15 protein-coding genes are annotated in these 13,173 nt (G+C 64.1%); 7 read left to right on the plus strand and 8 right to left on the minus strand.

Annotation, left to right across the window (positions count from 1 at the left end; genetic code table 11):
- Nucleotides 1-2: 2 nt before the first annotated feature.
- A complete protein-coding gene (locus NEK97_RS18535; protein WP_257371201.1) occupies nt 3-938 on the minus strand; it encodes a BadF/BadG/BcrA/BcrD ATPase family protein in 936 nt (311 codons plus the stop codon).
- A gap of 41 nt (nt 939-979) precedes the next feature.
- Here NEK97_RS18535 and NEK97_RS18540 point away from each other — a divergent pair, with 41 nt between their 5' ends.
- Complete coding sequence (locus tag NEK97_RS18540; RefSeq protein ID WP_257371202.1) at nt 980-2,023, plus strand: nitronate monooxygenase; 1,044 nt, start codon at nt 980-982, stop codon at nt 2,021-2,023.
- Here NEK97_RS18540 and NEK97_RS18545 read toward each other — a convergent pair.
- Nucleotides 1,998-2,972, minus strand: coding sequence for a LysR family transcriptional regulator (locus NEK97_RS18545; protein ID WP_257371203.1), 975 nt, complete (start codon nt 2,970-2,972; stop codon nt 1,998-2,000). The two genes, NEK97_RS18540 and NEK97_RS18545, sit on opposite strands and share 26 nt — an antisense overlap.
- Nucleotides 2,973-3,089: 117 nt before the next feature.
- Here NEK97_RS18545 and NEK97_RS18550 point away from each other — a divergent pair, with 117 nt between their 5' ends.
- Nucleotides 3,090-4,298, plus strand: a complete 1,209-nt coding sequence (locus NEK97_RS18550; RefSeq protein ID WP_306673161.1) for an MFS transporter — start codon at nt 3,090-3,092, stop codon at nt 4,296-4,298.
- Between the two features lie 57 nt (nt 4,299-4,355).
- On the plus strand, nt 4,356-4,862 hold the full coding sequence (locus NEK97_RS18555) for an Lrp/AsnC family transcriptional regulator (protein ID WP_257371205.1): 507 nt from the start codon (nt 4,356-4,358) through the stop codon (nt 4,860-4,862).
- Between the two features lie 10 nt (nt 4,863-4,872).
- Here NEK97_RS18555 and NEK97_RS18560 read toward each other — a convergent pair whose 3' ends face one another.
- The gene (locus tag NEK97_RS18560) at nt 4,873-6,108 is read right to left on the minus strand and encodes an MFS transporter (protein WP_257371206.1); all 1,236 of its coding nucleotides are present in this window, start codon (nt 6,106-6,108) and stop codon (nt 4,873-4,875) included.
- Nucleotides 6,109-6,298: 190 nt separating this feature from the next.
- On the opposite strand from NEK97_RS18560, the gene NEK97_RS18565 reads away from it, so the two are divergent.
- The 4 genes from NEK97_RS18565 to zapE are packed head-to-tail and all read left to right on the plus strand — an operon-like array spanning nt 6,299 to nt 9,392.
- Entirely contained in the window at nt 6,299-6,805 is a 507-nt protein-coding gene (locus tag NEK97_RS18565) for an Lrp/AsnC family transcriptional regulator (protein WP_374111552.1), read from the plus strand.
- A 10-nt stretch (nt 6,806-6,815) separates the two neighbouring features.
- Nucleotides 6,816-7,241 carry a DUF1761 domain-containing protein gene (locus NEK97_RS18570; RefSeq protein ID WP_235517004.1) on the plus strand — a complete coding sequence of 142 codons (426 nt, stop codon included), beginning with the start codon at nt 6,816-6,818 and terminating at the stop codon, nt 7,239-7,241.
- A 10-nt stretch (nt 7,242-7,251) separates the two neighbouring features.
- Entirely contained in the window at nt 7,252-8,247 is a 996-nt protein-coding gene (gene corA / locus NEK97_RS18575; protein ID WP_235517006.1) for a magnesium/cobalt transporter CorA, read from the plus strand.
- Nucleotides 8,238-9,392: a cell division protein ZapE gene (gene zapE, locus NEK97_RS18580; protein ID WP_257371207.1), complete on the plus strand. Its 1,155-nt coding sequence runs from the start codon at nt 8,238-8,240 to the stop codon at nt 9,390-9,392. Before corA ends, zapE begins: the two co-directional genes overlap by 10 nt.
- Before the next feature lie 53 nt (nt 9,393-9,445).
- Here zapE and crcB read toward each other — a convergent pair whose 3' ends face one another.
- The 5 genes from crcB to NEK97_RS18605 are packed head-to-tail and all read right to left on the minus strand — an operon-like array spanning nt 9,446 to nt 13,077.
- Nucleotides 9,446-9,811, minus strand: a complete 366-nt coding sequence (gene crcB, locus NEK97_RS18585; protein WP_257371208.1) for a fluoride efflux transporter CrcB — start codon at nt 9,809-9,811, stop codon at nt 9,446-9,448.
- Nucleotides 9,808-10,251 (minus strand): CrcB family protein, encoded by a 444-nt coding sequence (locus NEK97_RS18590; protein WP_257371209.1) that lies wholly within the window; start codon nt 10,249-10,251, stop codon nt 9,808-9,810. The genes crcB and NEK97_RS18590 overlap by 4 nt, the downstream gene beginning before the upstream one ends.
- Nucleotides 10,238-10,762 carry a universal stress protein gene (locus NEK97_RS18595; protein WP_257371210.1) on the minus strand — a complete coding sequence of 175 codons (525 nt, stop codon included), beginning with the start codon at nt 10,760-10,762 and terminating at the stop codon, nt 10,238-10,240. Before NEK97_RS18595 ends, NEK97_RS18590 begins: the two co-directional genes overlap by 14 nt.
- Nucleotides 10,763-10,822: 60 nt before the next feature.
- Nucleotides 10,823-12,529 (minus strand): AarF/ABC1/UbiB kinase family protein, encoded by a 1,707-nt coding sequence (locus NEK97_RS18600; protein ID WP_257371211.1) that lies wholly within the window; start codon nt 12,527-12,529, stop codon nt 10,823-10,825.
- Between the two features lie 5 nt (nt 12,530-12,534).
- Nucleotides 12,535-13,077 (minus strand): PadR family transcriptional regulator, encoded by a 543-nt coding sequence (locus NEK97_RS18605; protein WP_235517017.1) that lies wholly within the window; start codon nt 13,075-13,077, stop codon nt 12,535-12,537.
- Nucleotides 13,078-13,173: the final 96 nt, after the last annotated feature.

Below are 13,173 nucleotides of genomic sequence, written 5' to 3' on the forward strand. Positions count from 1 at the left end.
GTTTAGCCGCGCTGCTCGGCCACAAGCCGGGGAACCCCGAACACCGGATCCTGCTGCAGGATCCGGACGTCCACAATGCCGGCGTCGGCCAACCTGGCTTTGAAGGCATCCTGGAGCTTAGGAACGTTCATGCCCAGTCCGCTGCCCAGGATCACAGGCCCGTCCAGGCCGAGTTGGCGAATGGCTTGTTCGGCGAGGTCGGCGAGGTCGGCACCGGCCTGCTGCACCAGTGCAAGGCTGACGCCGTCACCGGCGTCGGCTGCTTCCACCACCAAGCGGGCCTGCTGCGCCCAAAAACGGCGTCCCGTGTCCGGCGAATGGAAGAGGGCGATCAACTTACCGGGTTCCTCCACGCCGCAGGACTCCAACAGGGCACGGCTGAGCTGATCCGGCTCCAGGCCCTGGTTCATCCGGCGGAGGCTGTGGCGGACGGCTTCGCGCCCCAGCCAGTACCCGCTGCCTTCGTCGCCCAGGAGGTAGCCCCAGCCACCCGCCCGGGCCTCGTCGCCGGCGTCGTTCCTCCCCCATGCCGCAGAGCCGGTGCCGGCGATGACGGCCACACCAGTGCTCGCACCACCAGCTGCCAACAGCAGCCGCGAATCGTGGACCACCGTGATCCGGGCCCCGGGTGCGTGCGGGGCAATCAGGTCTGCGAGCGCCTGGGCGTCTTCGTCAGTGTCTATGCCACCCGCTCCTGCGTAGACCTCCTCGACAATGCCTCCGCCGATGCTGCCAAAGAGTTCGGCGAGGTTGGCTGCCGCCTGCTCGCGGGTTACGTTCTGGACATTCGAGCTGCCCGCACTCGCATCCCGTACAGGCATGCCGTTCTCGAACCGCACGCCGCGGGTTTTCGTCCCACCAATATCGAGCCCAATGACTGTGCCACTCAGGACTTCCTCATGGTCAGGGGAATGTTGGGAAGAGTCAAGATTGTTCACCGTGAAAGACTAGCTTGGAGCGTCCTGAGGAGGAACCGCACATGCCTGGATCCCTGTTTGGCACCCCGTTCATCGCAGCCCCCATGGCTGGCGGAACATCAACCCCGGCCTTGCTGCGGGCTGTCCAGGAGGGCGGGGGCATCGGTTTCCTTGCCGCCGGCTACAAGAGCCCGGAGTCCATGGTCGGGGAGATCGCGGCGGCACGGAACCTCAACATCCGGTTCGGCATGAACGTTTTCGTCCCCAACCCGGACCAGCTCCCACCCAATGCCGCAGCAGTGGCACGCCTCGAGGAATACCGGCGCGAACTGGAGCCCGAAGCCGCCCGCTATGGTGTAGCCCTGCCGGAGCTGCGCCTCGATGACGACGACGCGTGGCAGGACAAGATCGACGCCCTGCTTGCCGATCCGGTAGAACTGGTGAGCTTTGCTTTTGGCCTGCCCGGAAAAGCGGTTGTTCGTGCGCTGCAAAAGGCCGGCACCACGGTCATCTCCAGCGTGACCAACGTCCGGGAGGCCCTCGCCGCCGCGGAAGAAGGCCCGGATGCTATCGTGGTGCAGCACGGGTCCGCTGGCGCCCACAGCGCAGCTTTCCTCCCGCACGCCAACGAACCAGCCGATGCACCGGAAGCCCGGACGACGGCGGAACTGGTCGCCCAGGTGCGGGCCGCCGTCGGACTTCCGCTGATAGCGGCAGGTGCGGTCATGGACACCGCGACGCTTCGCGAGGTGTTGGCGGCCGGGGCGGAAGCCGCGCAGATCGGCACGGCCCTGGTCCGGACAGACGAAAGTGGCGCCAGGCAGGTGCATAAAGATGCCTTGGGCGATCCGGCGTTCACCGCGACGGCCTTGACGCGGGCGTTCACGGGACGCACGGCGCGTTCGCTGGTCAATGAGTTCGTTCGCGATCACGCTGACGCGCCGGAGGGCTACCCTGCCATTCACCACCTCACCTCACCCGTTCGGGCAGCTTCGTCCGCCGCCGGGGATCCGCACCGCCTGAACCTGTGGGCGGGTACCGGTTGGCGGCAGTCGCGGACAGGTTCGGCAACGGACGTGGTCAGGGAGTTCCTGACCGGGCTCTGACAAGTTCGGCCAGCAGGCCGCCGCCCTCGGTGACCACCATTTCGCGGAAGAGCCGGACGGCGTCGGGTTCAAAGCTCCGTTCCCGCCATGCCAGGCCGATTTGCCTGAAAGCGAGTCCGGACTCGATGGCTACTTCGACGAGTCCAAGTTCGGCTTTCGGAAGGAACTGTCCGGTTCCTGAGCCGGGCCCTGCAGGCGGGAGGATGCCGAAGCCCAGGCCTGCGGAAATCAGTCCGCGTGCGGTAGTGGATTCCTGGACTTCGAAGGCGATCCGGGGGCGGAAGCCAGCCTCCCGGAACAGTTCCTCGCCCAGTGCCCTGAGCCCAACACCGGTGGGCAGGGTGACGTAAGGCTCGTGCCGGAGTTCGGAAAGGCGCACGCTGGGCCGCCCTGCCAGCGGGTGGCGGTAGTGCAGGACAGCCCGCAGCGGTTCACGGTAGAGCGGGAGGGACCGGATGCCCTTGCCATCGGGCGCAATAGGGGCGATCAACGCGAAGTCGGTTTCCCCCGCTGCGAGTTCCTGCAGGCAGTCGTCCCGTGGACCCTGCCTGAGTTCGAAGACGGCCTGGGGATGGCGCCCGCGGAAGGCGCTGATGAGCAGCGGCAGGGTGGCTTCCCCGAACGTGTGTTGGAAGGAGACGCCAATGCGCCCCCGCACCACATCAGATTCATGCCTCACCCGGTCCAGCCCGGCCTGGAAGTCCTCCAGGGCATCTTCGATGTAGGGCAACAATGTCCTGGCTGCGGGAGTGAGGCGGATGCCCCTGCCATCCCGGATCAGCAAATCCATGCCAATAATCGCACTGGCCCTTGCCACGGCCCGGCTGACTGTGGACTGGGGCACCCCTAGCAACTCGGCTGTCTCGGTCATGTGCTCGGTACGGCCAAGTTGCGCGAGGACAGGCAGGAGCGGGAGAAGCTGGATGAGCTGATGGTGATCGGGTTCCATGGCGCTCCTTGGCTTGGCCAATGATTCATGCCGTATTGCATGAATCATAGCTAACCTATGCATTGGATCATGAAGATGCCTGAAGCCTACTGTTGCCCGGTGAGTAAAACGAAGGTCATGGGAAACACGCAATCGTGGGACGGGCATGCCAAAGGCTCTTCCGGTTACCGTCGCGTCCTGGCTGCCTTGGCCCTTGCCGGGGTGGCGACGTTCGCCCAGCTCTACTCCACGCAGGCCGTCCTGCCGCTCATGGCAAGCGACCTCCACATCACAGCGGCTGAGGCGGCGCTAAGCATCTCCCTGGCAACCGTAGGACTGGCCGCCACGGTTTTGCCGTGGTCGTTTGTGGCAGACCGGATAGGCCGGGTACGGGCCATGGCCATCGGCATCGCCGCAGCCACCCTGCTCGGCTTGTTGGTTCCGCTTGCCCCCACCCTCCCCCTGCTGTTGGGTCTCCGGACGCTGGAGGGCATGGCTTTGGGCGGCATTCCGGCCATCGCCATCGCCTACCTCAACGAGGAAGTCACCAAGATCCATACCGCCCTCGCAGCGGGCAGCTACGTCGCGGGAACCACCCTGGGTGGGCTCGCCGGCCGGCTGGTTGCTGGTCCTGTCGGCGAATTGTGGGGCTGGCGCGCCGCGGCCTTGGCCGTCTCCCTGCTCGCCACCGTCTCAGCCGTGCTTTTCCTGGTACTCGTCCCCAGGCAACGCCGGTTCAGCCCCTCTCCAGCCATGGGATTCCGGGGAGCGGTCAGGACCTTGGGCGGACATTCCCGCAATCCCAAACTCCTGGCGCTGTATTTGCAGGCCTTCTTGCTGATGGGCGGATTCGTGGCCGTCTACAACTACCTGGGATTCCGCCTCCACGCTGAACCATTTGGACTCCCGACCACCGTGGTGAGTCTCATCTTCCTGGCTTACCTTTCAGGCACCGTCAGTTCACGATGGGCCGCCGGCCTGACTACCAGGTTCGGCAGACGCAACGTCCTCGTAACCGGGATCGCCGTCATGTCCGCAGGCCTGGCCCTGACCCTGACGGAGAACCTCGCAGCCACGCTGGCCGGCCTGGTGATCTTCACAGGAGGCTTCTTCGCGGCGCACAGCGTCGGCTCGGGATGGACCGGCGCCATTGCCACCACGGGCCGCGCCCAGGCAGCATCCCTGTACAACCTCTCCTACTACCTGGGCTCGAGCATCATCGGCTGGGCTGGCGGCCTGGCCTTTCAGGCCTACGGGTGGCCCGCTTTGGCATGGTCTGTCATGGCACTTTCGTGCACGACGGCGGTTGTCACCTTGGCGGTACACCGCCAGAGGTCCCCCGCCTGATAGTCAGCTGAAGATTTCACGGTCTAGGATGAATGACAGGCAATTTCAGGAGGATCCGTGAGCAACCCCACGAAGAATGTTCGGTCAACCACGGCCAGCACTGAGCCCTTGGACTCGATCGACGAACGGATCCTGGCGGCGTTGGTGGAAGATGCGCGGATCTCCAACAAGCAACTGGCTGAGCTCGTCGGAATCGCCCCGTCCACGGCTTTGATGCGGACGCGGGCACTGTCGGAGCGGGGCATCATCGAAGGCTTCGAGGCGGTCCTGAGCCTGCCCGCCATCGGCCGCTCCGTCCAGGCGCTGATTGCTGTCCGGCTCCGCGCCCACGACCGCGACCAAATCGACCGTTTCACGGCACGCGTTCCCAAGCTTCCCGCGGTGATCTCCACGTTCCACACCACTGGTTCGGTGGACTACCTCCTGCATATCGCAGTGGCCAACACCGATGATCTCCGAAATTGGCTCCTGGACAATCTCGCCACCGATCCCGTGGTGGGACACACGGAGACCACCATGGTGTTCCAGCACATTCCGGGAAACCGCGGACCGCTCCCGGAATAGCTGCGATCTGTCAGGCCCGCAGGGCGCTCCGAAGAGACACCGCCGCCAAGGCCAATGCCGCCACTCCGCAGAGGACCGTGAAACCCACGACGGCGGCCTGCAGCCCGAGTGATGAGACGGCGAGTCCCAGCCCAATCACCGGAACGGCGCTGCCCAAGTACGTGATCACGTAGACCGTGCTGATGACCTGTGCATGACGTGCCGCTTCGACTTTTCCGGCCACCTCGTTGAAGACCTGGCGGAAAGCAATGCCTTGGCCCGCTCCGGCCGTAATGCTTGCGGCCACAAGAAGCCATGGACTCGACCACGCAGCCGCTGCTCCCACCAGGACCACCGAGACACCCAGGACGGCCAACGCAACGGGGACCACGAATCGTCCACGGGTCCCGAGGAGTTGGCTTAGGGCCGAAGCTCCCAGGGTGAGACCGGCCAGGGCTCCTATCAACGGCCGCGAATCGGCGTGCACCACCGTGGCGAAATATCCCGGCGCCAGGGACAAGCAAAAGCCGAACACCGCAAAGCTCAGAAATCCGGTGGCCGCTGCCATCCAGAAGGCACCGCGCGCGTCCTTGGAAATGGACGGCTTCCTGGGGGCCAGGACCTTCAATGGCCTGGGGCCTTCCGCAGGCGCAATGGCCGGCCGGGCTTTGAGCAACCACAGCGGTATGAGGGCGGCCAGCAGCACTGCGGAGTGAACGTAGTAGGGCGTACGTGTGGGGTCCGGCAGGAGCGACAACAGGCCGCCGATTGCCGGGCCTGCCGCTACGCCGCCGGCCGAGGAGAGCAGAGTGAAACGTGACGCCCAGTCCGGCCTTTGGGGCAGCAATTCCCGGAGTGCAGCGGAGCTCGCACCGGTGGCCAGACCCACGGCCACGCCCTGGAGTGCCCGGCCCATGGACAACGTCACCAGGCTGTCTGCGTTGGCGAAGATCATGCCGCCCACCAAACCCACCAACACAGCCAGGACCAGCGCAGCACGCCGTCCGATGTGGTCCGACCAGTGACCGGCCACCATGAGGACCGCAACCAACGCCAGGACGTAGCTTGAGAAGGCGATGGTCACGTCCAGGGAGGACAGACCGATCCTGGCCTGAAGCAGCGGGTACAAGGGCGTGGCGAGGTTGGCGCCAACCAGCAGTGTGAAGATCACAACCCCGGCAAGGACCAGCCGGGCGGTGGTGGAGGCATCCCAGCCCCAGCGTGCGGCGGTGGCCGGACGCATGCGGAGTTCGCTCAAGACAGTCATTTCCATGCCTTCGGGCTCGGTGGCCGGGCTGGGGCGTCCTTGTGGGAGAACCAGCACGACTGAACAGTGATGGCAATAGAATGCAATAGAGCTGCGCTCGAAGAAGCAAACATGCGCAGGAATTGATCAAAAGGCTCAAAGTGTAGCCCTCAGAGTGAGCTGGAGTGACCATTTGAACAGCCTTGACCCCATGGACCTGAAAATCCTGCTGGAACTCATCCGGGACCCTCGCATCCAGGTCGCCGAACTGAGCGAAGCACTGGGCATAGCCCGTAACACTGCCCAGAGCCGGATCAAACGCCTCCTACGGTCCGGGGTCCTGCAGGCAGCAGGCCGTGAAGTGGATCTCGAGAAGGTGGGGTACGACGTCGTCGCTTTCGTCACGATCGAGGTCACGCACCGTGAGCTGGACGGCGTCATCGGGGCGTTGCGCCTGATACCGCAGGTGCTCGAAGTCCACGAAATCTCCGGCCGGGGTGATCTCTGGTGCAGGGTGGTTGCGACGGACACCCACAACCTCCAATCCGCCCTGCGCGCCGTCCTTCGCACCAAGGGAGTGATCAGGACCGAAACGGTTCTGGCGCTGCACACGCATATTCCCTACCGGACCGAGCCGCTGATCGGAAGGATGGCTGCAGCTCCAACACGCGGCAAGTCCGAAGGGCAGAGCCCCGGAGCGGCGGCCCGGGCCGACTAGGATTTCTTGCATGGATTGGCTCTCACACATCTCCCAGATCAATTGGCTCGCCGTGCTTTTGGCATTCGTTTCAAGCATGGTGATCGGCTTTGTCTGGTACATGCCAGCCGTTCTTGGAGGACGGTGGATGCAGGCAATTGGCAAGACCGAAGACGATCTCAAGAACATTGAGGGCGGCGCCGGCATCTGGGTCCCCATGATGGTTGCAGCAGCCGTCACAAGCATCCTGCTGGCCATCCTCATCAGCGCGCTGGGACTGAACACATTCCTTGCAGGTGGCTTCTTCGCCCTGGTCATTGCCTTGGTTTTCCGCTCCGGCGGGCACGTTATCCATAACGGATTCGCAGGACGCCCCACGGCAGTGACGTTGATCGATTCGGGCCACGACCTGGTGGCCATGACTGTCGCCGGGGCCATCATCGGGGCCATGCAGTAGCGTTCAACCAGTGACCATCATCGACAATGCCGTATATGTGGACGGCGTACGCACTGCCACCCCCAGCAGCCTTGAGCAGACTTTCGAAACCCTTTCGGTCCACGGGGGCATGGCCTGGATCGGCTTGTACCGGCCAACACAGGAGGAAATGGCGGCGGTTGCCGCTGAGTTCGGCCTCCACGAACTGGCAGTGGAAGACGCTGTCTCGGCGCATCAGAGGCCCAAGCTGGAGCGCTACGACCACAGCCTGTTCACGGTGCTCCGCCCCGCCCGCTACCTGGACGAAACCGAGACCGTCGAATTCGGCGAACTCCATGTCTTTACCGGTCCGAACTTCGTGGTCACCATCCGGCATGCTGAAACGGGAGGAGTGGCCCGCGTCCGCAAGCGTTTGGAAGAACGCCCCGATCTGCTGCGGCACGGTCCGGAAGCCGTGCTGTATGCGCTCGTGGACCAGGTGGTGGACGATTATGCGCCCGTGATCGCCGGGCTGGAAAACGACATCGACGAGATCGAAGACCAACTTTTCAGCGGCGACAGTTCGGTCTCGCGCCGGATCTACGAACTCTCGCGGGAAGTTATCCAGTTCCAGCGGGCCATCCATCCCCTCCCGGAAATGATGGACCTCCTGAAAAGGGGCTTCGAAAAATACGGTGTGGACATCGAGTTGCAGCGTTCCCTGCGGGATGTCGAGGACCATGCACAACGGGTCATTTCCCGTGCGAATTCGTTCCGGGACATCCTCCAGAACGCACTCACCCTGGACGGAACGCTCACGGCGAACCGCCAGAACGAGGCCAGTGCCGCACAAAACGAGCAGGTCAAGAAGATCTCCTCCTGGGCGGCCATCCTCTTCGCCCCGTCCTTCGTGGCAGGCGTCTACGGAATGAACTTCGACAATATGCCTGAGTTGCACTGGGAGTACGGGTATCCGCTGGCAATTGGCCTGATGTTCGGCGCCGCCCTGCTTATGTACCTCATCTTCAAGCGCAAAGGATGGCTGTGACACCAACCCTGGGGATCGGTCCGGCGGTACGTTCCGCCCGCCTCGCCATGGTTGACGACATAGCGGACGACGCCGGCCGCTCCGGTTTCGAGCTCGAGTACAGCCAGCGCCAAGCAGCCGAGCGGTTGGCGGCTTTTGGCGCCCAACTGACCGGCCGCCGTCGTGCGCTGTCCCGAAAGGTGCCACGAAGCCTCTACCTTCACGGCCCTGTGGGCCGCGGCAAGACCTGGCTGATGGACAGCTTCTACGCTAGGTTGCCGGTAAGGAAGCGGCGGGTGCATTTCCACGATTTCTTCCGCTCGCTCCATGCCGGCACGCATGGGCCTGCTGCGGGTAACGGAACCATGATCCAGAAGTCCGTTGATGCGCTGCTGGCTGACATCGATGTGCTCTTTTTTGACGAGTTCCATGTCCATGATGTCGGAGACGGCATGTTCATCGCCCGTCTCCTGCGGGATGCGGCCAAACGACGCATTCCCTTGGTGGTGACCTCAAACTACGCTCCGGACAACCTCCTGCCCAACCCCTTGTGGCACGAGCACTTCGTGCCCACCATCCAGGCCATCAAAGACATGATGGACATCGTGGAGATCTCCGGCGCGTTGGATTTCCGGCGTGTACCTGCAGGCGCCGACTCCCCCGAGAACCCCTCGGAAGGGTTCCGGTCCGGCCGCATCATTACGCCCGGGACGCCCGCGCAACTGGGTCGCCTTGGCCTCTTCACACCTGCCCCGATCCAGAGCCGCGTTTTGACCCCCACCACGCATCCGATCGTCGTCAGGAATTCCGATCCGGATCTGCTCTGGGTGGGCTTTGACGAACTGTGCGGAGGGCTGACGTCGCCCGCGGACTACCTTGCCCTGGCTGACAGCTACGCCACGTGGGTGATCGACGATGTTCCCTCACCAGCAGGAAACCACCCTGCGCTGGCGCCCGCCTGGCAGCGGTTCAGCAACGTAGTAGACGTGCTCCACGATCAGGACATCACACTGTTCCTGGTAGGCAAGGGTCCCTTGGACTGGGACGGCGCCGGTTCCGGAAGCGTTATGCCGGTGGATCTGGCACGTATCGCGAGCCGCCTGTCCCTGCTGACCCGATGCAAATCAGCCAATCCACTCGAACGCGAGGAGTCCGCCGGAAGCTGAACTTCCGGCGGCCGTCCTGGTGGCCGAATGCCTGGAGGGCGCCGCCAGCGGGGTCAAAGAACAGCGATCCACACGCCGGTTGCAGCGGCCAGAACGCTGGCGGCCATTGTTCCCAGCCCGTTGACCAGCGCCAAACCCGTTCGACCGCTTTGGACCAGGCGAATGGTCTCAAGGCTGGCAGTACTGAACGTGGTGTAGCCACCCAGGAAGCCTGTGCCGGCGATCAGCAGCAGCGACTCGGGCGCCTGCCCACGCATGACAAGTCCTGCTAGGAAGCCCAGCAACAACGAACCGGAAACGTTTATCACAATGGTGCCCCACGGCAACGCGGTCCGGAAGCGTGCACGGACGAGTCCATCCACGACGAATCGGGCCGCCGCGCCCAGTCCGCCTGCGAGTGCCAGAAGGACAACTGTCATGGCGTCCGGCCTTTGACGATCCTGTGCTGCCACGAACCCAACCAGATACCTGCCGTGGTAGCGGCAGCACCGCCCACGAGGCTGGCGGCAAGATAACCCATGGCTGCGGGTGCCGTTCCCGCTGCGAACAAGTGCACAGCGTCCACTGCCAAGGTGCTGTACGTGGTGTAGGCGCCCAGGAACCCCGTGCCCAAGGCGAGCCTGAGGACCCGGCGGCTTCCGGCGTCGGGCCCCCTGCGTGACAATCCTTCGAGCAGTGCACCGAGCGCCAAAGCGCCGGTCAGGTTGATCACCAGGGTGGCAAGAGGCCACCCCCCTGGCGCCGGAATGACCAAACCAAGGCCGTAACGCGCCAGCGCTCCCAGGACCCCGCCTCCAGCCACCGTTCCAATGAACCGCCAATGAAGGTGGACTGGTCGCTTGGCCTCAGTTGTCGTCATCGTCGGCCGGAACCCTCGGATTTACGGGGACAACCAGCACGGGACGGTCCTGACGGTGGCTTAGATGGCGGGCCACGGATCCGGAGGTCATTTCCTTAAGTGCGGCCGCCAGCGTATGGTCCCGGGTGCCCACCACGATCATGGACGCGTCCAGTGCATGGGCTTCGCGGGCCAGCGCGTGTGCGGGCTCCCCAGCCAGTGGCACCAGAGACCATTCGACGCCCGCCCCAGCGAGTTGGGCGGTCAACGATGCCTTCAGCGAGCGCGGAATGGCCTCGGAATCCTCATCAACACCGTCAGGATCTATCGGCGCCCAGGGACCCCCGGCGGTGCCATCAACCGGATAGACCGTAGCGTCAGCGTAAGCGCACACCAAAGGCCGTCCCAGAAGGGCCGACATGCGGGCTGCCTGTTCAACCACAACCGGGTGTTGACCGGGCATGACGCCCACCAGGATTGGGCCGGCCAGGCTGCCGGGTTCCGGCGGGAGGCGTTCGGGGATGTCAGTCACACGGCAAGTCTAAGACGCGCTTCCGGGCGCACCTGCAACGCCTTGCCCATTCCGCGCCCATCATCCACGGCGACCGGCCCACCAGCCGGCAAGCAGCGGCAGCAGCGAGCCGATCATCAGAACGGTACCCAGAGCAGGGTCGGTTGGCCGAACGACGGCGCCCGCAATCAGGACGGCCCCAAAGACCACTGCGCCCACAGCCCTGTGTGCAAGACGGATGAGGCGTGCCACTTGCCGTTCCAGCCGTCGGCTGGAAATCTGCAGCGTGCCGTCCTCGATCTGCGTGATCACGCCATCCAGGCGTTTGGGCAACCGCAGGGCTACCACCGCGGCATCCAACGCCTGGGCCGCCACATCCTTGGCGAGCCCACCGCGCTCATCACGGATCAACTGTGCCGCGTAAGGCTCCACCGAATCCCAAAGATTGAACCGGCTATCCAGCGAACTACAAACGCCCGAGGTGAGGGACATGGCCCGGATGATGAGCAGGAAATTCTCCGGCAACTGAAAGGGCAGCGACCGGACCACCGTGCCGAACTCGGCACCAAAGTCACGGAACTCGCGTGGATCCACGTCCCGCAGTTTGGCAAAGCCCATCCCGCCAAACCTGTCGAAGAGCTGCGACATGGCCCGTTCAAGCTCAGGTTTGTCAGCCGAAGGCATCAGCACTCCGACGTCGCCGATGGCGTTCACCAGCCCCTTGCCATCACGGGATGCGGCCGCAATCAGGAGTTTGCGCAGGCCACTTCGAGTCCCCGGGGCCACCTCGCCCATCATGCCGAAATCGATGAACGTCAGCCGCCATGGATGTTCAGCCTGGCCTTTCGTTGGAGTGACGAAAATATTGCCCGGATGAGGATCTGCGTGGAAGAAACCGTTGGTGAAAAGCTGGTCAAACATGACGGAGGCGAAAACCGGCGCGACCTCGGCAGGGTCAATGCCGGCTTCCCGCAACGCCTCGGCGTCGGTGATTTTGATGGCCGTGACGTCTTCAAGGGTGAGTACGCGCCTGGTTGTCCGCTCCCAGACGACGGCGGGCACCGTCACCCGCGCATCGTCGGCGAAATCAGCAGCGAATCGTTCTGAGTTCGCCGCCTCGTTCAAATAGTCGATTTCCTCGAGGCTGGTCTTCTCGAACTCTTTGATCAGGGCCGCCACATCGGCCCGGTCAGACACGAGGCGGATGCGGCTCAGCCAGCCTCCGACCCTGCGCAAGGCGGCCAGGTCGACGTCGACAATTGCTTGGATGCCCGGGCGCTGAACCTTGAACACCACGCTGCTGAGTCCGGTGTCAGCGGCATTAGCGGGCAGAAGCTGTGCCCGGTGCGCCTGGCCGAGGGAGGCCGCGGCGATGGGCACTTCCTCGATCGAAGCAAAAACTGCCCCCAAGGGCGCGCCCAGTTCGGCCTCGGCAAGGGAACGGATCGCGGGGAAAGGCACCGCAGGCACCTCATCCTGCAGCCCTTCCAATTCGGCAGTGATCTCCGGCGGAAGGACATCAAGGCGCGAAGACATGAACTGCCCCACCTTGATCATCAGGCCCCCGAGCTCAACCGCCAGGTCATGGAACCGTCGGGCGAAGGAGCGCATCCTGCGGGCCCGGTTCCGCTCCCCCACCCAACGCAGCCCCACCCGCGGCAGTAAGAGCTCAAACCACCACGTGACGGAAAGGTGCCAAGCGGCGAAACGCAGGATTCGGCGATAGCGGGCACGGGTATTACCCCCGCCCGGTACTGGATCTGCCCGATCGCGCCGAACCGACGTCACCCCTGTCAATCCTGGGCGAGGATGGAGTAGAGCCGGCGTCGTGCCTCTTCGAGCACGGTAACAGCTTCCTGCACCTGCTTGGGCGTCCCGGTGCGGCCCACCTGCGCCGCCGCTTGCGCAAGCGCCATTCCGGCTTTGGGAAGGGCCCCGAACCCTGGGCCCGCACCAGTACCCGACGACTCCCACGGCGCGGACGTTTCAGACTCAGCCAGGTACTCCCGACCGGCCTCCGTCAGGGAATGGATCTTGCGTCCGTTGGATTCCTCCGAGCTGATGAACCCTTCGTCCGCCAGCAGTTGCAGGGTGGGATAGACGGACCCGGCGCTTGGCTTCCAGCTCCCCTTGCTGCGCTCATCGATTTCACGGATGATCTGGTAGCCGTGCATGGGACGCTCTGCCAGCAGTGCTAGGACAGCCGTGCGGAGTTCGCCCCGCCCTGCCCTGGTTCCGGACCGTTTCTCAAACCGGGAACGAAACTCGTCAACGGCCTGCCACATGCCGTCAAAACTGTTGCCCATAAATCCGCCTGCGGGGAATGAATCCTGCATCTTGCCCACCTCAATACGTTGCGAACGATACTGAACGATAGTTAACGATATGCCGCAGACCGGGCGCAGACAATGGGGTTATCTTGTCGAATGCGG

It is taken from the genome of Paenarthrobacter sp. UW852 (assembly GCF_024608385.1).
Lineage (GTDB): Bacteria > Actinomycetota > Actinomycetes > Actinomycetales > Micrococcaceae > Arthrobacter.

What these genes read in the sequence shown, in the direction of transcription:
- NEK97_RS18570 (WP_235517004.1), top strand. Translation starts at nt 6,816, where the DNA reads ATGGATTGGCTCTCACACATCTCCCAGATCAATTGGCTCGCCGTGCTT.
- NEK97_RS18550 (WP_306673161.1), top strand. Translation starts at nt 3,090, where the DNA reads ATGGGAAACACGCAATCGTGGGACGGGCATGCCAAAGGCTCTTCCGGT.
- zapE (WP_257371207.1), top strand. Translation starts at nt 8,238, where the DNA reads ATGGCTGTGACACCAACCCTGGGGATCGGTCCGGCGGTACGTTCCGCC.
- NEK97_RS18545 (WP_257371203.1), bottom strand. Translation starts at nt 2,972, where the DNA reads ATGGAACCCGATCACCATCAGCTCATCCAGCTTCTCCCGCTCCTGCCT.
- NEK97_RS18560 (WP_257371206.1), bottom strand. Translation starts at nt 6,108, where the DNA reads ATGACTGTCTTGAGCGAACTCCGCATGCGTCCGGCCACCGCCGCACGC.
- NEK97_RS18540 (WP_257371202.1), top strand. Translation starts at nt 980, where the DNA reads ATGCCTGGATCCCTGTTTGGCACCCCGTTCATCGCAGCCCCCATGGCT.
- NEK97_RS18565 (WP_374111552.1), top strand. Translation starts at nt 6,299, where the DNA reads ATGGACCTGAAAATCCTGCTGGAACTCATCCGGGACCCTCGCATCCAG.
- crcB (WP_257371208.1), bottom strand. Translation starts at nt 9,811, where the DNA reads ATGACAGTTGTCCTTCTGGCACTCGCAGGCGGACTGGGCGCGGCGGCC.
- NEK97_RS18590 (WP_257371209.1), bottom strand. Translation starts at nt 10,251, where the DNA reads ATGACGACAACTGAGGCCAAGCGACCAGTCCACCTTCATTGGCGGTTC.
- NEK97_RS18605 (WP_235517017.1), bottom strand. Translation starts at nt 13,077, where the DNA reads ATGCAGGATTCATTCCCCGCAGGCGGATTTATGGGCAACAGTTTTGAC.